At 60.6% G+C, this 19583-nt stretch carries 19 protein-coding genes and 1 pseudogene; 8 read left to right on the plus strand and 12 right to left on the minus strand.

What is annotated here, in order from left to right:
- Positions 1–35: 35 nt before the first annotated feature.
- The 6 genes and pseudogenes from HHJ17_RS00505 to HHJ17_RS00530 all read right to left on the minus strand — a co-directional run bounded on the left by HHJ17_RS00505 (position 36) and on the right by HHJ17_RS00530 (position 5989).
- A complete protein-coding gene (locus HHJ17_RS00505) occupies positions 36–1070 on the minus strand; it encodes a cytochrome d ubiquinol oxidase subunit II (protein ID WP_296500031.1) in 1035 nt (344 codons plus the stop codon).
- Positions 1063–2436, minus strand: coding sequence for a cytochrome ubiquinol oxidase subunit I (locus HHJ17_RS00510; RefSeq protein ID WP_296500032.1), 1374 nt, complete (start codon positions 2434–2436; stop codon positions 1063–1065). Before HHJ17_RS00510 ends, HHJ17_RS00505 begins: the two co-directional genes overlap by 8 nt.
- Positions 2423–3036: pseudogene (locus HHJ17_RS00515) on the minus strand (GbsR/MarR family transcriptional regulator). The gene HHJ17_RS00510 and the pseudogene HHJ17_RS00515 overlap by 14 nt, the downstream one beginning before the upstream one ends.
- 123 nt (positions 3037–3159) lie before the next feature.
- Entirely contained in the window at positions 3160–4359 is a 1200-nt protein-coding gene (locus HHJ17_RS00520) for an MFS transporter (protein WP_296504618.1), read from the minus strand.
- A 24-nt stretch (positions 4360–4383) separates the two neighbouring features.
- Positions 4384–5478 (minus strand): chorismate synthase, encoded by a 1095-nt coding sequence (gene aroC / locus HHJ17_RS00525; RefSeq protein WP_296504619.1) that lies wholly within the window; start codon positions 5476–5478, stop codon positions 4384–4386.
- A gap of 52 nt (positions 5479–5530) precedes the next feature.
- The gene (locus HHJ17_RS00530) at positions 5531–5989 is read right to left on the minus strand and encodes a CBS domain-containing protein (protein ID WP_296504620.1); all 459 of its coding nucleotides are present in this window, start codon (positions 5987–5989) and stop codon (positions 5531–5533) included.
- 134 nt (positions 5990–6123) lie between these two features.
- Here HHJ17_RS00530 and HHJ17_RS00535 point away from each other — a divergent pair, with 134 nt between their 5' ends.
- Positions 6124–7434: an O-acetylhomoserine aminocarboxypropyltransferase gene (locus tag HHJ17_RS00535; protein ID WP_296504622.1), complete on the plus strand. Its 1311-nt coding sequence runs from the start codon at positions 6124–6126 to the stop codon at positions 7432–7434.
- The gene (locus HHJ17_RS00540; RefSeq protein WP_296504624.1) at positions 7431–8237 is read left to right on the plus strand and encodes an alpha/beta hydrolase; all 807 of its coding nucleotides are present in this window, start codon (positions 7431–7433) and stop codon (positions 8235–8237) included. Before HHJ17_RS00535 ends, HHJ17_RS00540 begins: the two co-directional genes overlap by 4 nt.
- Positions 8238–8291: 54 nt before the next feature.
- Here HHJ17_RS00540 and HHJ17_RS00545 read toward each other — a convergent pair whose 3' ends face one another.
- A complete protein-coding gene (locus HHJ17_RS00545) occupies positions 8292–9542 on the minus strand; it encodes a YihY family inner membrane protein (RefSeq protein ID WP_296504626.1) in 1251 nt (416 codons plus the stop codon).
- Positions 9543–9563: 21 nt separating this feature from the next.
- Here HHJ17_RS00545 and HHJ17_RS00550 point away from each other — a divergent pair, with 21 nt between their 5' ends.
- The 6 genes from HHJ17_RS00550 to xth all read left to right on the plus strand — a co-directional run bounded on the left by HHJ17_RS00550 (position 9564) and on the right by xth (position 14227).
- Entirely contained in the window at positions 9564–9947 is a 384-nt protein-coding gene (locus HHJ17_RS00550) for a DUF2069 domain-containing protein (protein ID WP_296504628.1), read from the plus strand.
- A 4-nt stretch (positions 9948–9951) separates the two neighbouring features.
- The gene (locus tag HHJ17_RS00555) at positions 9952–11385 is read left to right on the plus strand and encodes an FAD-binding oxidoreductase (protein WP_296504631.1); all 1434 of its coding nucleotides are present in this window, start codon (positions 9952–9954) and stop codon (positions 11383–11385) included.
- Positions 11386–11493: 108 nt separating this feature from the next.
- On the plus strand, positions 11494–12327 hold the full coding sequence (locus tag HHJ17_RS00560) for a thymidylate synthase (protein ID WP_296504632.1): 834 nt from the start codon (positions 11494–11496) through the stop codon (positions 12325–12327).
- Positions 12328–12822, plus strand: a complete 495-nt coding sequence (locus tag HHJ17_RS00565; RefSeq protein WP_296504634.1) for a dihydrofolate reductase — start codon at positions 12328–12330, stop codon at positions 12820–12822. It abuts the gene before it with no gap.
- A gap of 1 nt (position 12823) precedes the next feature.
- On the plus strand, positions 12824–13411 hold the full coding sequence (locus HHJ17_RS00570) for a DUF4337 domain-containing protein (RefSeq protein WP_296504636.1): 588 nt from the start codon (positions 12824–12826) through the stop codon (positions 13409–13411).
- A 45-nt stretch (positions 13412–13456) separates the two neighbouring features.
- Positions 13457–14227: an exodeoxyribonuclease III gene (xth, locus tag HHJ17_RS00575; RefSeq protein WP_296504638.1), complete on the plus strand. Its 771-nt coding sequence runs from the start codon at positions 13457–13459 to the stop codon at positions 14225–14227.
- Between the two features lie 43 nt (positions 14228–14270).
- Here the strand turns inward: xth and HHJ17_RS00580 are convergent, their stop codons facing one another.
- The 5 genes from HHJ17_RS00580 to glnL all read right to left on the minus strand — a co-directional run bounded on the left by HHJ17_RS00580 (position 14271) and on the right by glnL (position 19520).
- Complete coding sequence (locus HHJ17_RS00580) at positions 14271–14762, minus strand: hypothetical protein (protein ID WP_296500064.1); 492 nt, start codon at positions 14760–14762, stop codon at positions 14271–14273.
- 78 nt (positions 14763–14840) lie between these two features.
- Positions 14841–16178, minus strand: a complete 1338-nt coding sequence (locus tag HHJ17_RS00585) for an ATP-binding protein (protein ID WP_296500065.1) — start codon at positions 16176–16178, stop codon at positions 14841–14843.
- Complete coding sequence (locus HHJ17_RS00590) at positions 16175–16840, minus strand: response regulator (protein WP_296500066.1); 666 nt, start codon at positions 16838–16840, stop codon at positions 16175–16177. Before HHJ17_RS00590 ends, HHJ17_RS00585 begins: the two co-directional genes overlap by 4 nt.
- Before the next feature lie 23 nt (positions 16841–16863).
- On the minus strand, positions 16864–18372 hold the full coding sequence (gene ntrC, locus HHJ17_RS00595) for a nitrogen regulation protein NR(I) (protein WP_296500068.1): 1509 nt from the start codon (positions 18370–18372) through the stop codon (positions 16864–16866).
- 101 nt (positions 18373–18473) lie between these two features.
- Positions 18474–19520 (minus strand): nitrogen regulation protein NR(II), encoded by a 1047-nt coding sequence (gene glnL / locus HHJ17_RS00600; protein WP_296504887.1) that lies wholly within the window; start codon positions 19518–19520, stop codon positions 18474–18476.
- Positions 19521–19583: the final 63 nt, after the last annotated feature.

Below are 19583 nucleotides of genomic sequence, written 5' to 3' on the forward strand. Positions count from 1 at the left end.
CTTGCCCTTATGGCGCTGATTATCGGCGCTGTCCGTCAGTACTTCAAAGCCGTGGACTTGCCCCAGAACACGCGGTAGGCAAACACGGTGTAGCCAATGATCACTGGCAACACCACCACCACGCCATAAAAAATCACCATCAGTGCTTCCGGCGCGCTGGCGGCTTGCCAGAGCGTGATGCGGTCCACCACCAGCCACGGAAACAGGCTGTAGGCCAGTCCGTAAAACGCCAGCAGGAACACGCCCACGGTGCAGGCGAATGGCACGGCCGCACCGTACTGGTTGCCTTGTTCCAGCCGCGTCGGCAAGCGCTTCAAGCTGCGCGCCATCACCCAAAAAAGTGCCAATGTCATCGCCGGGATCGGGAGCAGCATCACCAGATTGGGAAAGCTGAACCATTTCTCGAAAATACGCTGACTCACCAGCGGGGTCATGAGGGAGATTGCGGCCACCCCCGCCGCCGTAAACCCCAGACTACCCCGCGCCCAAGCCACGGCTTTGAGCTGCAACACACCTTCGCTTTTCATGATCAGCCAGCCCGCGCCGAGCAGGCAATAGGCGGCGACCAGGCACAGACCGATCAGCGCGTTGAACAGTTGACTCCACAAATCGTCCTTGAAGCCGGTAATCAAGCCACCCAGCATGAAACCTTGCGACCAGCCGGCCAGCAGCGAACCGGTGTAAAAAGCCCGGTCCCAAAGCGGCTTGTGTTCAGCACGGGCTTTGACCCGAAAATCAAACGCCACCCCGCGCAACATGAGCGCCACCAGCATCAGGGCCACCGGCAAATACAGTGCGCCCAGAATCACACCATGCGCCAGCGGGAAGGCCACCAGCAGCACCCCTACGCCCAGCACCAGCCAGGTCTCATTGGCATCCCAAAACGGGCCGATGCTGGCAATCATGGCGTCTTTTTGCGCCACATCATCGGCCCGGCGCAGCAACACACCGACCCCGAGGTCGTAGCCGTCCAGAATCACATAGGCCAGCATGGCCAGCGCCATCACCAAGGCGAACACCAGCGGCAGCCACCCAGCGGCTTGGGTGAGATCGGGAGTGAGGTCAAGCATGTTGCACTCCTTGAACGGCAGGCTCTGCATCCGCTACACCGCCGGTGTACACGCCGCCCTCTTTCAGAGTCGCTTTTTTGGCCAGATAAAACACCACTTTGATGTAGGAAAAAAACAGCGTCACGTACAAGGTGAGGTACATCACCAGCGTCAGTGCGATGTTGGACGCGGGCACGTTGGAGGCGGCTTGCGCAGCGGTCAACACGCCCTGCACCAACCACGGTTGGCGGCCGATTTCGGTGGTGTACCAGCCCGAGATCAAGGCCACCCAGCCGGCAAAGGTCATGGCCACCAGCACCCGGGCCAGCCACGGCTGGATCGACCGCTGCCGGCGGGTCTGCCAGACACTGAACCAACTCACGGCCAACATCAGCAAGCCGACACCAACCATGGTCCGGAACGCCCAAAACACCGGCGCCACCGGCGGATGCTGATCGCCAAATTCCTTGATGCCTTTAACTTCGCCGTTCCAGTCGTGCGTGAGGTACAGCGAAGCGAGCTTCGGAATAGCCAGCTCAAGCTGGTTGGACTGCGTGGCCGCATCCGGCCACGCAAACAACACCGCAGGCGCGCCGCGTTGCGTCTCCCAAATGCCCTCCATGGCGGCAATCTTGGCCGGCTGGTGATGCAGCGTGTTCACGCCATGCAGATCGCCGACCACGATCTGGATCGGGATCAGCAAGGCGGCGATATAAATGCCAGTGCGCAGTCCGGCATTGACATCCGCCCCGCGGTCCTGTTTGAGCCAGCGAAAAGCGCTGATACCGGCCAGCAAAAATGCCACCGTCAGGCCCGAGGCCAGCAGCATGTGGCTGAAGCGGTAGGGGAAGGACGGGTTGAAAATCACCTTGAACCAGCTGGTCACATGGGCCTGGCCGTTGATCATCTCAAAGCCGGCCGGCGTGTGCATCCAGGAGTTGAGCGCCAGAATCCAGAACGCCGAGGCCGTGGTGCCCGCCGCCACCAGGAAGGTGGCCCAGGTATGCACCCGTTCGCTGACCCGCCCACGCCCAAACAGCATGATGCCGAGCATGGTGGCTTCCAGAAAGAACGCGGTCAGCACCTCGTAGGCCAGCAGCGGTCCGGCCACGTTACCGACCGTGGTCATGAAGCCAGGCCAGTTGGTCCCAAACTGAAAGCTCATGGTGATGCCGCTGACGACGCCCAGCGCAAAGGTGAGCGCAAAAATCTTCACCCAGAACTGGTAGGCGTCCATCCAGTGCGGCTGGCCAGTGGCGACGAAGCGGGTCTTGAAAAACAGCAGCACCCAGCCCATCGCGATGCTGATGGTCGGAAACAGGATGTGGAAAGTCATGTTGGCCGCAAACTGGATGCGGGCCAGATGGACAGGGTCAAAGGTTTGCATCGTGGGGTGCCTCGACGGAAAGGGGTTCTGATTTCGAAGCCTCGGTGGGCGAGGTGAACACCTGTTTCACCCGCTCTTTGAGCTCCAGCAGCTTCTGCACTTTGGCGCCCATCTTCATCAGGCTGGCCAGCGTGGCCGAATCCATTTTCTGCACGTCGTCGAGCCAGTCGGTCATCAGCTCAATGAACGCGTGCATCTGCTTCATACGCGCCTGGGCGTGAATATCTTCCGCCACGCTGGGCTGCTCCATCAGCGCATCGCGCAGCATGGAGAGCGTGGGATCAATCTCGCGCTTGCGTCGCTCCGCCGCCAGCGTGCGAAAGATCGCCCACACGTCTTCAGGCGCCTGGAAATATTCGCGACGGTCTTTGGGCTGGTGAATCAGACGCACCAGGCAGTCCAGGACTGCAATTCTTTCAGGCCCATGCTCACGTTGGAGCGTGAAAAGGACAACGCCTCGCCGACTTCGTCGGCATTGAGCGGTTTGGCCGACACATAAAGCAGCGCATAGATTTGCCCCACCGTGCGGTTGATACCCCAGCGGCTGCCCATCTCGCCAAAATGCAGGACAAAACGCTGAGTGAGTGGGGGAAGGTTCATGACGGCTTTCTTCTGAGTTTTCAGTATTTTCTGAAATTACAGTAATTAGCACATTCCAACAAAATAAACCTTGACCTGGAACAAGGGTTAATACCTAGTCACTCCGTTTGCGGAGCAGCAGTTTTACCCGTGGCTTGAACTGGCAGGGTGCTGGAGCCGCCAAACCCTGAAAGCACACACCGTTGCTATCAAACCAGTAGCGCATGTCGCAATGAATACGGCGGCTAAGCCGTATTTTGCACTTAAGGCGCCACCGGCCAAGCCCCCTAAGACACCCGGAAATCCGTAACCCGCCACGGTGTAGAGCGCCTGCCCGCGACCGCGCAAACGCCCCGGGAAGTGGTGCGACAGCAAGGCGGTGCAGACCGAATGGTGCGCCGCAAACGTCAGCGCATGCAGCATCTGCGCCAGCAACAGCACGGGCAATACGGTGGCGCTGGTGGCCGTCAAACCCATGCGCAACGCAGTAACTGCCCCACACAACACGAGCCAGCCGGTCAGACTCATCAGCGGCAACCAGCGACTCTGGGTAAAAAACCAGCCAATCTCCACCAGCACCGACACCGCCCACAGCAGGCCAATCATGGTTTTGCTGTAGCCCAGCGAGTCCAGATACAGGGAAAAGAAAACATAGATACCCATGTGCGACAGCACATGGAAAAAGATCGAGGCAAACAGCCATTGCACCGCTCGTTGTTTCAAGACCGGCCAGACGGCGACCTTGCGCGCGTGCCCATGCACTTCTTCTTTCAGGTCCGGCAAACGCCACGCACTGATGACCACGGCCAGCAGAGTCAGCACGGTCCACGCCGGAAAATGCGCCATGCCGAACTGCTCAAACCAGAAGCCGGCCAGCAGCACCGTGAGCAGAAAGCCCATCGAGCCCCACAAGCGCACCCGGCCATAGCGCCGGGCATCGAAGGCACCACCGCTGCTGACCAGATGCGCCATGGCCGACTCGCTCATCGGCATCATGGCGCTGGTGTGGGTGAACATCAGCAGCAACACGGCCGCCAGCCACCAAAGCCCGAGGTTGAACCACAAACCCAGGGAGGCCAGCAGGGCCACGCTGGCACCCAGGCGCAGCAATTTGACGCGTTCGCCGGTATGGTCACTCAGGGCGCCCCAGGCATAGGGGGCAAAAAGACGCGTCGCCGCCTGGATCGAAGTCAGCAGGCTGATGGCAAAAATGCCCAGCCCCATGTCCTTCAACCAGAGAGGCAAGTACGGATTGAAAAACCCGATGTGGGCGAAATAACTGGCGGACAGCGCCGCAAACGGGATCAGGTGGCGGCGCCGGGCGGACGTGTCGGAATCAGGCATGCCGCCCTCTGGCGCCAAAAAAAATCAGGCCGACGCGTTGATGGGCTTCAAGCCCACCGTCACATCGCCGCACTGGGCGCGCTGCCGCAGCGCATGCTCCATCACCACCAACGCCAGCATGGCCTCGGCGATGGGTGTGGCACGGATACCGACGCAGGGGTCGTGTCGGCCCTTGGTGATGACTTCGGTGGACTGGCCATTGATGTCGATCGACTCGCGCGGCGTGATGATGGAGCTGGTCGGCTTGATGGCAATCGACACCTCCAGGTCTTGCCCGGTGCTGATGCCGCCCAGCACGCCGCCCGCATTGTTGGAGCGGAAGCCCTGCGGCGAGAGGGAATCGCCATGCGTGGTGCCGCGTTGCGAGACACTGGCAAAGCCGGCCCCAATTTCCACCCCTTTGACGGCATTGATGCCCATCATGGCGTAGGCAATATCAGAGTCCATCTTGTCAAACAGCGGCTCGCCGAGGCCCACCGGCACGTTGGCGGCGGAGACGCGAATGCGGGCACCGCAGGAATCGCCGGCCTTGCGCAGTGCATCCATGTAGGCTTCCAGCGCCGAGACATCCGCCACGGGTGCAAAAAAGGCGTTGTTGGGTACCAGGTCCCAGGACTCGAACGCAATGGGCAATTCACCCACCTGCGTCATGCAGCCCCGAAACACCGTGCCATAGTGCTCAAACAGCCATTTCTTGGCCACGGCACCGGCCGCCACCATGGGTGCCGTCAGGCGCGCGGAGGAGCGGCCGCCACCGCGTGGGTCGCGAATGCCATATTTCTGAAAATAGGTGTAATCCGCATGGCCGGGGCGAAACGACTCCAGGATGTTGCCGTAATCCTTGCTGCGCTGGTCGGTGTTCTTGATCAGCAGGCAGATCGGCGTGCCGGTGGTCTTGCCTTCATAGACGCCGGAGAGAATTTCCACCGCATCCGGCTCATTGCGCTGCGTCACAAAGCGGCTGGTGCCAGGCCTGCGACGGTCCAGATCAGTCTGAATGTCGGCCTCGCTCAAGGTCATGCCCGGCGGGCAGCCGTCAATCACGCAGCCAATGGCCGGACCGTGGGATTCACCAAAGTTGGTGACTGCGAAGAGATTTCCGAAAGTGTTACCGCTCATGGGAATGGATTATCCCCGAGCAGCGCGGCCAGACCCGAAGGCCGGCATCAATTTACGCAGCAGGAGCCGCCTCATCCCCTTCCGGCCAGTCACGGATATAGGCTTTGAGCATTTTATTTTCAAAATTTTGACTGTCCACCACCGCCTTGGCCACGTCGTAGAAACTGATGACACCCATCAACATTTTCTTGTCCATGACCGGCATGTAACGGGCGTGGCGCTCCAGCATCATGCGGCGCACCTCGTCCATATCGGTTTCGGTGGTGCAGGTCAGCGGGGCATCGTCCATGGCCGTGCGAACCACGGTGGTGCCAATGAAGCCGCCGTTTTTCACGACGGTCTGAATGACTTCGCGAAACGTCAACATGCCGACCAGATCGCCATGCTCCATGACCACCAGCGAACCGATGTCCCGTTCTGCCATCAGGTCCAGCGCCCGCGCCAGGGGTTCGTCCGGGGTGGCTGTATAAAGGGTACTGCCCTTGACGCGCAATATATCGCTGACTTTCATATTGATCCTCGTGACTTGTTAATGACCCGCAAATAAGCTGTTCTGAGCGAAATATAGCCCACAATAAGCCGATTCTCACCCCCAACTGATAAGACCAGGCGAATAAGCCTATTCCAAAAAACGCAAGGAAACCCATGCCCGGTTACTCAGACCCCGGTTTTGACACTTTGGCCTTGCACGCCGGGGCCGCACCCGACCCGGCGACCGGCGCGCGCGCCGTGCCGATTCACCTCACGACGTCCTTCGTTTTCGAATCGAGCGACCATGCCGCGGCGCTCTTTAACCTGGAACGTGCCGGCCACGTCTACTCGCGCATCAGCAACCCGACCAACGCGGTGCTGGAGCAACGGGTGTCGGCGCTTGAGGGCGGCATTGGCGCCGTCACCACGGCCAGCGGCCAGGCGGCGCTGCACCTGAGCGTGGCCACGCTGATGGGGGCGGGCTCGCACATCGTGGCCAGCACCGCCCTGTATGGCGGCTCGCAAAACCTGCTGCACTACACGATGCGCCGCTTTGGTATCGAGACGACCTTCGTCAAACCCGGCGACATCGACGGCTGGCGTGCCGCCGTGCGGCCCAATACCAAACTTTTTTTTGGCGAAACCGTCGGCAACCCCGGGCTGGAAGTGCTGGACATTCCCACCATCTCGGCCATCGCCCACGAAGCCGGCGTGCCGTTGCTGGTGGACTCCACCCTCACCTCGCCCTGGCTGATCAAGCCGTTCACCCATGGGGCGGACCTGATTTACCACTCGGCCACCAAGTTTTTGAGCGGCCACGGCACGGTGATCGGCGGCATTGTGGTGGATGGCGGCAGCTTTGACTGGGACAAGTCGGGCAAATTCCCGGAACTGACCACGCCTTACGCGGGCTTTCACAACATGGTGTTCACCGAGGAGTCGACGGTAGGCGCCTTCTTGCTGCGAGCCCGGCGCGAGGGCCTGCGCGACTTTGGCGCCTGCTTGAGCCCGCATTCCGCTTGGCTGATTCTGCAAGGGATTGAAACCTTGTCGCTGCGCATGGAACGCCACATGAGCAACACGCGCAAAGTGGTCGAATTTTTGAGCCAGCAGGCCTTTGTATCGCGCGTCGGCCATCCCCTGCTGGAATCGCACCCCAGCCATGCGTTGGCGCAAAAGCTGTTGCCGCGTGGCGCCGGCTCGGTGTTCAGTTTTGACCTGAAAGGCAGCCGTGAGCAAGGCAAGAAGTTTGTTGAAAGCCTGAAAGTCTTCAGCCACCTGGCCAACGTCGGCGACTGCCGCAGCCTGGTGATTCACCCGGCCAGCACGACCCATTTCCGCATGAGCGACGAGGCCCTGGCGGCCGGCGGCATCACGCAAGGCACGATCCGATTGTCGATTGGCCTGGAAGACGCGGATGACCTGATTGACGACCTCAAACGCGCCCTCAAGACCGCGGAAAAATCGACGGGGACAGCAGCATGAACTTCATCGTCAACGGCCACAGCACCTATTGCTATACCGGCGGCAAACCTTTTGATGCCGCCAAGCCGACCATCATCTTTCTACACGGCGTGTTGAATGACCACAGCGTGTGGATTTTGCAAACCCGTTATCTGGCGCATCACGGCTGGAATGTGCTGGCGGTGGACCTGCCTGGCCACTGCCGCAGCGCGGGTGCGCCACCGGCCACGGTGGAAGATGCCGCCGATTTTGTGCTGGACTTGATGGACGCGGCGGGCTTGGCCAAAGCCGCCCTGATCGGTCACAGCTTTGGCTCCCTGATTGCGCTGGAAGCCGCCGCCCGCGCGCCCGAACGGATCAGCCAACTGGTGCTGGTGGGCATCGCCTTCCCGATGAAAGTGTCACCAGCCCTGCTGGACGCGTCCCTGAACGAGCCGATGAAGGCATTGGAGATGGTCAATATCTTTTCCCGCTCCACCCTGGCACCGCCGCCTTCCGCCATGGGGCCGGGCACCTGGGTCTACGGGGCATCCCTGGCCCTGGGCCGCCGGGTGCTGGCCAGTAATGCCAACGTCAACCTTTTTCACACCGGGTTCAAAGCTTGCGACAGCTACACCCATGGTGAAGACGCGATGGCGCAAGTGACCTGTCCGGTGTTGTTTGTGCTGGGCAGCGTCGACCAGATGACGCCCCCCAAAGCGGCGCAAGGTCTGATTCAAAAGGCCCGCCACGGCCAGGTGATGTACCTGCCCGGCGGACACCAGCAGATGAACGAGACACCGGAGCCGATGCTGGCGGCGCTGACCGGTTTTTTGAAGCCTTAAGTCAGTCATGGCGGGCTTGTCCCGCCATCCAAGACCATTCGACCGCTCCTTAATTCATAGCGCCTGCCGCAGTGTGATCGAGGACCAGCGGCTGATTTCCCATAAATTGGTGGTGGTGTCTTCCCGGCGCAGCAGCAGTTCGTTGAGCAGCGGCGCCAGCGGGGTGGTGTCGGGGTCCACCAGCAACACGTAGCGCGCGGCTTCACCCGCCAACTCTTCATGGAGCAGACCGATCCAGTCCAGCGCACTCAAGGCTTCCAGCACCGGCTCCAGTTGCAGCGTGTCCACCCGCAGCATCTGGGACAGTTGCGCAATCGTCAACCCCCTCATGCCAGCAGCCCGCCCGCGGTCCAACTGCTGCAAGGCCTCCAGCGCCAGCTGAAACTGCAGGCCGTGCGAACGGCCCCGGCGCTCCAGGCCCATCAACAGACTGGGCAAATAGGCGGTGATGACAGCCCCCAGCAGCACAATAACCCAAGCGACATAAATCCAGATCAGCAAAATCGGCACGGTGGCAAAAGCTCCGTACACCACGGAATAGGTGGGGACCTTGCTCAAGTACAGCGTCAACACCTTCTTGGCCAACTCAAAACCAGCCGCCACGAACAGGCCTCCGGTGATGGCGTGCCCCCATTTCACCTGGATATTCGGTACAAAGTGGTACATCGCGGCCATGCCGCCGGCCATCAGGGAAAACTGCAACGCATCCAGCAGCAGTTGCACCCCGCCCGGCATGACACCCACCATGCCTTTGGACGCCGAAATGGCGTAGGACGTGATGGTCAGGCTAATGCCCAGCAACAGCGGCCCCAAGGTAATAGCGACCCAGTACACCAGCACCCGTTGCCCGAACGGTCGCGTCTGGCGCACCCGCCAGATGCCGTTGAGCGTGCGGTCAATCGTGAAAATCAAGGCCAGCGCCGTGACGAACAACAGGGCCACCCCCGCCACCCCCAGCTTGCTGGCCTGACCGGCAAACTGGGTGAGGTAGCCCAGCACTTGGCGGGCAATATTGTCCGGAATCAGGCTTTCAATGAGCCACTTCTGCAGCACGCCCTGAAACTTGGCGAACATGGGAAAGGCCGTGAAAATGGCCAGCGCCACGGTAAAAAAGGGCACCAGCGCAATGGTGGTGGTGAAAGTCAGGCTGCTGGCGGTCAGGCCCAGGTGATCTTCCCGAAAACGCTCGCGCAAGGTGACGGCGGTGCTCTTCCATGGGAAGGTCGACAGGCTATTGAGCAAGGCTTCAAGGCGTTGCGGCCAAGTCAGAATGGGGGGATAAGGCGGGATCGGAGGCAAACTCATGGCCGCTATGATGCCATTGCAATGAATACAGAACAAAACATCCCTCCCCCGCTGGTCACCACCACGCGATTCCTGGCTGTCGGCAGTTTGCTGGGGCTCATCGTGCTCGGTCTCGCCTGGGAGTTATTTTTAGCCCCGATTCGCCCAGGTGGTTCCTGGCTGGCGCTCAAAGTGTTACCGCTGTGCATCCCGCTGGCGGGATTGTTAAAAAACCGCATGTACACCTACCGTTGGGTCAGCCTGCTGGTTTGGGTTTATTTCACCGAAGGCGCGGTGCGGGCCTACAGTGACAAAGTGCCGGGCAACTACCTGGCCATGATGGAAGTGGTGCTGTGCCTGACCCTGTTTGTGGCCTGCGCCCTGCACGTTCGCCTGCGCCTGAACGCCGTACACAATAAAGGTTGATGCCATGCAAACCCTGCTTAACGAGTTTCGCCATATCGTCGGCGCCGCCCACGTCTACACCGACGGCGACCTGACCGCCTGGGAACAAGACTGGCGCAAACGGTCCCACGGCAAAGCGCTGGCCGTGGTCCGGCCCGCGTCCACCGAAGAAGTGGCACAGCTGGTCAAAGCCTGCGCGACTTACCAAGCCTTGCACCCGACCAGCGGCGTCAGCATCGTGCCGCAGGGCGGCAACACCGGGCTGGTGGTGGGCTCCACGCCCGATGATTCAGGCCATCAAATTGTGCTGAGCCTGCAGCGCATGAACACCGTGCGCAGCCTGGACGCAGACAACCTGACCATGACGGTGGAGGCGGGCTGCATTCTGCAAAACCTGCAGGAACGCGCCGAAGAATCGAATTTACTATTTCCACTGAGCATGGCGTCGGAAGGCACGTGCACCCTCGGCGGCAACCTGGGCACCAACGCGGGCGGCACCCAAGTGCTGCGTTATGGCAATACGCGCGACCTGTGCCTGGGGCTGGAGGTGGTCACCGCACAAGGCGAGGTGTGGCACGGCTTGAGTGGTTTACGCAAGGACAACACCGGCTACGACCTGCGCAACCTGTTGATTGGCTCGGAAGGCACGCTGGGCATCATCACCGCCGCGACGATGAAGCTGTACCCCCTGCCCGCGTCCCAGTTGACAGCTTGGGCCGCCGTGCCCTCGCTGGAGCATGCGATCACCTTGCTGGGGCTGGCGCACCGTCACTTGGGCGCCGGGCTGACCGGCTTTGAGGTGATGAGCCAATTCGCCCTGAGTCTGGTGGCCAAACACTTTCCTCTGCTGCTGGTGCCCTTGCACCTGGATGCCCCTTTTTGCGTGTTACTGGAAAACTCGGCCCATGAGTCCGAAACGCACACCCGCGGACAGTTTGAAGGCCTGCTCGAAACTGCACTCGATCAAGGTTGCGTGACGGATGCCGTGGTGAGTGAATCACTGTCGCAGGCCAACCAACTGTGGCATATCCGCGAAAGCATTCCGCTGGCGCAGGCGCTGGAGGGCCTGAACATCAAACACGACATCTCGATTCCGGTCTCCAGCATTCCCGCTTTTGTGCACGCTACTGACGCGCTGCTCCAGAAAGCCATTCCCGGCGTGCGTCTGGTCAACTTTGGCCACCTGGGCGACGGCAATCTGCACTACAACGTGCAGGCGCCCGAGGGCATGGATGCGGCGGCGTTTTTACGGGCGCACGAAGAGCAGGTCAACACCCTGGTGTTTGACTCGGTCGCCCAGTTCAATGGCTCCATTTCGGCCGAACATGGCGTCGGCAGTCTGAAAGTGGACAAACTGGAACACTACAAGTCGCCCGTGGCACTGGACATGATGCGGGCCATCAAGCGGGCGCTGGACCCGCACAACTTGATGAATCCGGGGCGGGTAGTTCGGGTGTGATTGACACCTAGAATCAAAGCTTGCCGTCGTTTCCACAACGTTGCTCCAAAGACCGTTATTGGGCTGCCCAGAGGCCCATTCCTGACAACCACCCCAAATGCTGCAGCCATGACCGCACACCCCATCCGCTCCCAATTTGAAGACTTCATGCGCCATGTGGACCGCCACGGCGTATTCAAGGCCGACCGTACCGGCACCGGCACCAAGAGCGTGTTTGGTTATCAGATGCGCTTTGACTTGAACGAAGGCTTTCCGCTGGTGACCAGCAAAAAGGTCCACCTGCGCTCCATCATTCAGGAACTGCTGTGGTTTCTCACCGGCTCCCCCAGCAACAACTGGCTCAAAGAACGCAACGTATCGATCTGGGATGAATGGGCACGCCCGGATGGCGACCTGGGCCCGGTCTATGGCGTGCAATGGCGTAGCTGGCCAACGCCAGATGGCGGCCACATTGACCAGATCGCCGAGGTCATCAAAACGCTCAAGAGCAACCCCGATTCGCGCCGCATCATCGTCAGCGCCTGGAACGTGGCCGATCTCGACAAGATGGCGCTGATGCCGTGCCACGCCTTCTTCCAGTTCTACGTGGCGCCGGCCGTCAATCCGGGCGAAAAAGCCAAACTTAGCTGCCAGTTGTACCAGCGCAGCGCCGATATTTTCCTCGGTGTGCCTTTCAACATTGCCAGTTACGCCCTGCTCACCCACATGGTGGCGCAGCAATGCGACCTGGACGTGGGTGACTTCATCTGGACCGGCGGCGACTGCCACATTTACGCCAATCACCAGGAGCAGGTGGCGCTGCAACTCAGCCGCGCGCCGTTGGCTTACCCCACGCTCAACATCAAGCGCCGGCCAGCATCGATCTTCGACTACGAATATGAAGACTTCGAGGTGCTCGGCTACGAGTGTCACCCGGCCATCAAAGCGCCGGTGGCGGTTTAAATGAAGCTGCACCTGATCTTTGCCCGCGCCGCCAATGGTGTGATCGGCAACCACAATACTTTGCCCTGGCATTTACCCGAAGACATGGCGCACTTCAAGCGCACCACGCTGGGTTGCCCGGTCATCATGGGACGCAAGACCTGGGATTCGCTGCCGCCGAAATTTCGACCGCTGCCGGGTCGCCTCAACGTGGTGGTAACCCGTCAAGCGGACTGGCAGGCCGCAGGCGCCTTGCGGGCGCATTCGCTGCAGGAAGCTTGCGACCTGTGCCCGGCCGACAGCGATGCCTGGGTCATCGGCGGCGCCGAGATTTACGCCCAGGCCCTGCCGCTGGCCAGCTCGGCGGTGGTGACCGAAATCGACGCGACTTATGAAGGCGACGCCTTTGCACCAGCATTCGGGCCGGAATGGACCGAGACCGCGCGCGAAAAGCAGCTGTCGGTGACCGGTTTGAGTTTCAGTTTTATCACCTATTGCAAGAACACAGGAGTTTGAAATGTCCGACCATGGTTTTCACGTACACGGCCCGCACGACCACGAACTGGAGCATGCCCAACAAGGCGGCCACGGCGCTGAGCACGGCGGCATGATCAACCAGATTGCAATGTTCACCGCCATTGTGGCCACCATTGGCGCCATTTTTGGCTACATGGGCGGCGCCACCCAGGCCAATGCCGGCCTGTACAAGAACAACGCCGCCATCAAGAAAACCGAAGCCTCCAACCAGTGGAATTACTTTCAGTCCAAGAGCACCAAACAGTCACTGGCCGAGCTGGCGCGTGACCTGGCGCCCGATGACAAGAAGGCCACCTACCAGGCCAAGATTGAGCGCTACGAGAAAGAAAAGAACGACATCAAGATCGGCGCCGACAAGCTCGAAGCCGATGCCACGCAGTGGGACAAACAAAGCGACGAGCAGATGCACCAACACCACCGCTGGGCGCAGTCCACCACGGTGCTGCAGGTCTGCATCGCACTGGCGGCGATCGCCCTGCTGACCAAGAAAAAGTGGCTGGAGTACGCCATGTTTGGCGCCGGCGGCATCGGCCTGCTGGTTGGCATCCTGGCATCGCTACATATTTAATAGCTACTCACGCATATAGGACGGGGGCTAGAGCCCTATTTAATCATGAAATTAGCGACCTGGAACGTCAATTCCCTGACCGTGCGGCTGCCGCAAGTGCTGGACTGGCTAGCCGCCAACCCGGTCGATGTGCTGGTGCTGCAGGAACTCAAGCTGACGGACGACAAGTTTCCGCTTGACGCCTTCACGCAGGCCGGCTATGCAGCCGAGTGCTTTGGCCAGAAGACCTACAATGGGGTGGCGCTGCTGTCACGCACGCCCGCGACCGAGGTGGTGAAGAATATCCCCGGTTTTTCGGACGATATGGCACGGGTCATCAGTGCCAACGTGAATGGCGTGCGCGTCATTGGCGGCTATTTCCCCAACGGCCAGGAACCGGGCAGCGACAAGTTTGAGTACAAGATGGCTTGGCTCAAAGGCCTGCGCGACTGGGTGCGCGAGGAACTGGTCAAACACCCCAAACTGGTGCTGATGGGCGACTACAACATCACCTTTGACGATATCGACGTGTGGGACCCGGTGGGCCTGAAAGACACGATTCATTGCACCGAAGAGGAACGCTACCACCTGCGCGCCTTGATTGCGCTGGGCCTGCACGACGCCTACCGCTTGCTCCCGCAGCCGGAGAAAAGCTATTCGTGGTGGGACTACCGCAACTTTGCCTTTCCCCGCAACCGCGGCATGCGCATTGACCACATTCTGGTCAGTGAAGCGCTCAAGCCCCTTGTGACCGACTGCGTGATTGACAAAGCCCCGCGCAAGAATGAACGCCCCAGCGACCATGCGCCGGTTGTTCTTGAACTGAGCTTGCCCTGATTTTGTCCAACCGCCGCCAGCCAGTGAATCAGGGGCGGCTCCCTCATTCCTTGATCGGTTGCCAGTTCGGTTGATCGAAGTAGTTGCCGTACTTCTCCAGCGCAGCCAGCACCTTGACTGCGCCCGTCTGGCGTTTCACATTCTTGCCCTTGCCTTGCATGGTCTCGACGCCGTCCAGCATGTCAGCAATGACGAGGTGCAGTTGTGCATCCGCCTTTGGTTCGAGCTTGCACTGGGCAACGATGCCACCCACCTCCGTACCCACCTTGCTGGCCAGATCGTTGTACCGGGCGGCAGAGAGCTTGCCAGCGTGGATCTCATGCAAGGACGCTTGCATTTCCGTGCGGATACTTGCCATGCCCTTGCGCAGCGGCTCATCGGTCGCCCATTTCTTGCCGTTGTCCAGCGTCATCTTGACCGCATCGACACCATGCTGATGCGCGTCATGCTCTGCGGCGGCAACGCCTGTGGCGACGAGCCCCAGCGCCAGACCGGTCGCGGCGATCAGTTTCCAGATTCCATGGGTAGCAGACATACGTTCTCCTAAGTTGTGAAGTGCCGAATTGGCAATAGGAGTATCTTGCATGCATCTTAATTGAACCTTAAGAGGGCTTCAATCCGCCATGGCTGGAAACGAGACCGCAACCGCCAGCCCTCGCCCACCGGTTCCCTGCGACAAACAGATGCTGGCGTGATGCAAATCGGCAATGCGTTTAACAATGGACAGCCCCAACCCGCTGCCTTCTTCCGCCGGGCCGCTGACGCGATAGAAGCGATCGAAAACGCGATCGCGTTCACGCTCTGGAATACCTGGACCGTTGTCGGCGACGCGCAGCCTGATCACACCAGACGCACGCGTAATGCTTACCTCCACCTCGCTTGCGGCGGGCGAGTAACGAATGGCGTTGTCAATCAGGTTACGCAGCAGCACCGACAGCAGCGTGGGGTCACCGAGGACGATCGCCTTCTCAGCCGATTCCAGTGCCAATTCGACACCCTGGTCATAAGCCGACTGGGCCTGCTCCGCGATGCACGAGGCGGCCAGGTCCGGCAGCGCCACCGGCACTGCGCCAGGCAAGTTGGCCTGCGGGTCCAGGCGCGCCAGGATCAGCAACTGCTCAACCAGGTGGGTGGCGCGATCGACACCCAGCACGACATTGGACAAGGCCCGTTGACGCTCGTCCCCCGAAGACGCCGCCAGCGCCACCTGCGCCTGGGTCTTCACTGCCGCCAGCGGCGTGCGCAGTTCGTGCGCAGCGTCGGCCGTAAATCGGCGCTCCTGCTCGAAAGTGGCGCGTAAACGAGCGAACAAGGTGTTCAGCGCCTGCACCAGCGGCGCCACTTCTTGCGGCACCTCCCGCTCACCCAGTGGCATCAAATTGTCCGGCGCGCGTCGCTGCACCTGGTGCGCAACCGCACCCAGGGGCAGTAGTCCGGCGTTCACCGCAATCCAGATCAGAATCGCCAAAACGGGCAACGCCACCGCCAAGGGGTGCAAGAGATGACTGGCCACGCTTTGCGCCAGCTCCCGGCGCAACTCCAAGCGTTCGCCCACCTGCACGGCATAGCGACCACTTTCATCCCAGCGACTGAAGATGCGCCAGCGCGTGCCATCGATCGTGGCATCGGAGAAACCCGCATCCTGCTCGCTCATGCGCGCCTGGGGTGCGTTGGCCGAACGCAGTCGCAAGGCTGCCCTGCGGTCCCACACCTGGAAGGCGATCTTGGACTCCTGCTTGTTCTGGCGAGGCACGGTCTGGCCGGCTTCGTTGTCGAGCTCATGCGTCATTTGCGTCGCAATCAAACCGGCTGACTGGGCCAAGTGCGCATCCAGCATCTCGCCGATCTGCTGCCTGGCATCAAAATAGGTGAACAGCGCCGTGGCGCCCCAGGCAAGCAACACGGCCAACGAGATCATCCAGAGCAGGCGACGCCGCAAAGACGGCCTCATGGCGCTGCTTTCGGAATCATGTAACCAACGCCGCGCACGGTGCGAATCAGTTGCGACGAAAGCTTGCGGCGCAGATGATGCACAAAGACCTCGATGGTGTTGCTTTCAATCTCTTCGCCCCAGCCATAGAGCTTTTCCTCAAGCCTTGCCTTTGAGAGGACACGCCCGGTATTGAGCAGCAGCTCGTGCAGGATGGTGAACTCGCGCGCCGACAATTCGACCGTCCGCCCCTCATAAGTCACGCGGTGCCCGACCGAATCAAGCCGCAGCGCGCCATGCGTGATCACCGACTCGACCTGACTATTGGCGCGTCGCACCAAAGCGCGCAAGCGCGCCTGCAATTCACCCAGATTGAACGGCTTGACCAGATAGTCATCGGCACCAGCATCCAGTCCAACAATGCGGTCGCCCACCGTGTCGCGGGCCGTCAGGATCAGGATCGGCACCGGATTTTTCGACGCGCGGGTGCGGCGCAGCAGGTCCAGCCCCGGCAGGAGGGGCAGGCCGAGATCGAGTACCACCGCGTCGTACACCTGAGCGGACACGGCCAATTCAGCCTCGCGACCGTCCTTTGCCCAATCAACGACAAACCCGACCTGTGCCAGACCGGCACGAATGCCGTCGCCGAGCAGCACATCGTCTTCAACGAGAAGAATTTTCATGCCGGAACCTCACCACGGAAAGCTTACTCCAGCCCCAGTTCCTGAATCTTGCGCGTGATGGTGTTGCGGCCAATACCGAGTTTTTGCGCCGCCTCAATCCGGCGACCGCGGGTGGCGGCCAGCGCGGCCAGAATCAGCCGGGATTCAAACCGGCGCGTCAACTCGTCCCAGACATCATGCCGACCAGCGGCCAACAAGGCGATGGCATCGGCCTCCAGGCCGAGTTCCCAGCTGTCACCACTGGTTTTCTGCATGGGTACCGCTGCCGGCACCTGAAATTCACCCAGCATGGCTGGCCCAGCGGCCGAGGCCGGCTCTGACGGAACTGGCATGGCCAGGGGCGTCAGCGCCTCGCCCAGACCCCCTTCCGTGACGCCCACTTCGGGTGGCAAATCTTTCGGCTCGATCACCTGTGCCGGCGCCATCACGGTCAGCCAGTGGCAGATGTTTTCCAGCTGCCGCACGTTGCCGGGAAAAGCAAAGTTGCCTAACCACACCAGCGCGGCATCGGAAATCCGTTTTGGTTCCACCCCGAGTTGCGACGCACTTTGCTGCAAAAAGTGCCGCGTCAACATGGGGATGTCTTCCTTGCGCTCGCGCAGCGCCGGCAGACGCAGGCGAATGACATTCAGCCGGTGAAACAGATCCTCCCGGAACGCACCATCTTTGACCCGTTGTTCCAGATTTTGGTGCGTGGCGGCAATCACGCGCACGTTGGTCTTCACGGCGCTGTGACCGCCAACGCGGTAAAAATGGCCGTCGCTCAGCACCCGCAACAGCCGGGTTTGCAGGTCAAACGGCATATCGCCAATTTCGTCCAGAAACAGGGTGCCGCCATCGGCCTGCTCAAAGCGGCCCCGGCGCATGGTCTGCGCCCCGGTGAACGCACCGCGTTCGTGCCCAAACAATTCTGATTCGAGCAGGTCTTTCGGAATCGCCGCCGTGTTGATCGCCACAAACGGGCCCTTGGCGCGCGGCGAGTGCTTATGCAGCGCACGCGCCACTAGCTCTTTGCCCGAGCCGGATTCACCCGTGATCATGACCGTGACATTGCTCTGGCTCAAGCGACCAATGGCGCGAAACACATCCTGCATGGCGGGCGCCTGGCCCAGCATCTCCGGCGTGTCGGCCATGCGTTCTTCAGCGACTTCTTCGCGCTGGCTTTCTTCCACGGCACGGCGAATCAGTTCGACCGCCTTGGGCAAGTCAAACGGCTTTGGCAGGTACTCAAACGCGCCGCCCTGAAAGGCCGACACCGCGCTGTCCAGGTCGGAATAGGCGGTCATGATGATCACCGGCAGGCCCGGGTATTTTTCTTTGACTTTTTCCAGCAGGTCCAGACCCGAGCCACCGGGCATGCGAATGTCGCTGACCAGTACTTGCGGGCCGTTTTCGTCATTGGCGGTATTCAGCGCGGTCAGCACATCGCGCGGATTGGTAAAGCTGCGGGTCGGCAGGTTTTCACGCAACAGCGCCTTTTCCAGTACGAAGCGGATGGACTGGTCATCATCTACGATCCAAATCGACTTCATATTTTTTATCACCTCTGGTCAATCGTTAAAAGGCAAGATCTTGCGACCTTGCGGCATAGCCCGCAGTGCCACCAAGTGAGCCAGCGCGGTCCGCCCCCAGCTTACGGGAGAGGAATCAATATCTTGAAATCCGTGTGGCCCGGCACACTGTCGCACTCGATCAAGCCATGGTGCTGCTGCACAAAAGTTTGCGCCAGCGTCAGCCCCAAGCCCGAACCTCCTTCACGCCCAGACACCAGCGGATAGAAAATACGGTCTTTGATCGAGTCTGGAACACCAGGCCCGTTGTCAATGACATGCAATTCCAGTGCCAACCGGTAACGTTGTTTGCCAAATGTGGTCTGCCGGGCGATTCGCGTGCGAAATGTCAAGCGTGCATCGCCTTCCGCGATCTGTTCGACCAAAGCTTGGCAGGCGTTATGTGCAATATTCAGCACGGTCTGGATGAGCTGTTCGCGGTCACCGCGAAACTCCGGGATCGAGATGTCATAGTCGCGCACCACTTTGAGGCCCTTGGGGAATTCGGCCAGGATCAGCGACCGCACCCGCTCGCACACCTCATGAATATTGACGTCACCCACCAAATGAGGGCGCCGGTGCGGTGCCAGCAGCCGGTCCACCAGCGTTTGCAGACGGTCCGCCTCATGAATGATGACTTGCGTGTACTCGATGAGTTCACGCGACTCGATCTCCATCTCCAGCAGTTGGGCCGCGCCCCGGATACCGCCCAGCGGGTTTTTGATCTCGTGGGCCAGATTGCGGATCAGCTCTTTGTTGGCCTGCGCCTGCTCGGCCAGACGCTCTTCGCGGTCCTGGCGGGCCTGCTGCTCCAGCGGCAACAACTCAACAATGATTTCATCCGTATTTTCGGTTTGCGTCACGATCACGTGCACTGGCAGGGGCTCGTGATTGATACGTTTAAGCCAGGCGTCGTAACGCATGCCCGCAAATTCATTGCCACCCGCGCCCTGTAAGGCATTTTGCAGATGGGTCGGCTCGGTGAAGTTATCGGCAAGATGGGAGCCGACAATCGCGCGGCGCGAAATACCAAGGGCATCTTCGAGCGCCGCATTGGCAAACAAAACCGCACCGTTGCTGTGCACCACGGCCACCAGCGTGGCCAGCAGATCAAACGAATGGAATCGCACGGCGGCCGACTCGGCAGGCGAAGCGACAGAGACGGTAGTAGGGGGCGTAGGCTTCTTCAAGCT

This window comes from Rhodoferax sp. (genome assembly GCF_012927445.1).
Taxonomy (GTDB): Bacteria; Pseudomonadota; Gammaproteobacteria; order Burkholderiales; family Burkholderiaceae_C; genus Rhodoferax.

Excerpts from the sequence above, each read along its gene's own strand:
- HHJ17_RS00580 (WP_296500064.1), bottom strand. The coding sequence starts at position 14,762 with ATGTCTGCTACCCATGGAATCTGGAAACTGATCGCCGCGACCGGTCTG.
- HHJ17_RS00535 (WP_296504622.1), top strand. The coding sequence starts at position 6,124 with ATGCCCGGTTACTCAGACCCCGGTTTTGACACTTTGGCCTTGCACGCC.
- HHJ17_RS00510 (WP_296500032.1), bottom strand. The coding sequence starts at position 2,436 with ATGCAAACCTTTGACCCTGTCCATCTGGCCCGCATCCAGTTTGCGGCC.
- HHJ17_RS00530 (WP_296504620.1), bottom strand. The coding sequence starts at position 5,989 with ATGAAAGTCAGCGATATATTGCGCGTCAAGGGCAGTACCCTTTATACA.
- HHJ17_RS00585 (WP_296500065.1), bottom strand. The coding sequence starts at position 16,178 with ATGAGGCCGTCTTTGCGGCGTCGCCTGCTCTGGATGATCTCGTTGGCC.
- HHJ17_RS00540 (WP_296504624.1), top strand. The coding sequence starts at position 7,431 with ATGAACTTCATCGTCAACGGCCACAGCACCTATTGCTATACCGGCGGC.
- HHJ17_RS00545 (WP_296504626.1), bottom strand. The coding sequence starts at position 9,542 with ATGAGTTTGCCTCCGATCCCGCCTTATCCCCCCATTCTGACTTGGCCG.
- HHJ17_RS00505 (WP_296500031.1), bottom strand. The coding sequence starts at position 1,070 with ATGCTTGACCTCACTCCCGATCTCACCCAAGCCGCTGGGTGGCTGCCG.
- ntrC (WP_296500068.1), bottom strand. The coding sequence starts at position 18,372 with ATGAAGTCGATTTGGATCGTAGATGATGACCAGTCCATCCGCTTCGTA.
- HHJ17_RS00520 (WP_296504618.1), bottom strand. The coding sequence starts at position 4,359 with ATGCCTGATTCCGACACGTCCGCCCGGCGCCGCCACCTGATCCCGTTT.
- HHJ17_RS00555 (WP_296504631.1), top strand. The coding sequence starts at position 9,952 with ATGCAAACCCTGCTTAACGAGTTTCGCCATATCGTCGGCGCCGCCCAC.
- HHJ17_RS00570 (WP_296504636.1), top strand. The coding sequence starts at position 12,824 with ATGTCCGACCATGGTTTTCACGTACACGGCCCGCACGACCACGAACTG.
- HHJ17_RS00590 (WP_296500066.1), bottom strand. The coding sequence starts at position 16,840 with ATGAAAATTCTTCTCGTTGAAGACGATGTGCTGCTCGGCGACGGCATT.
- HHJ17_RS00565 (WP_296504634.1), top strand. The coding sequence starts at position 12,328 with ATGAAGCTGCACCTGATCTTTGCCCGCGCCGCCAATGGTGTGATCGGC.
- HHJ17_RS00560 (WP_296504632.1), top strand. The coding sequence starts at position 11,494 with ATGACCGCACACCCCATCCGCTCCCAATTTGAAGACTTCATGCGCCAT.
- HHJ17_RS00550 (WP_296504628.1), top strand. The coding sequence starts at position 9,564 with ATGAATACAGAACAAAACATCCCTCCCCCGCTGGTCACCACCACGCGA.
- aroC (WP_296504619.1), bottom strand. The coding sequence starts at position 5,478 with ATGAGCGGTAACACTTTCGGAAATCTCTTCGCAGTCACCAACTTTGGT.
- xth (WP_296504638.1), top strand. The coding sequence starts at position 13,457 with ATGAAATTAGCGACCTGGAACGTCAATTCCCTGACCGTGCGGCTGCCG.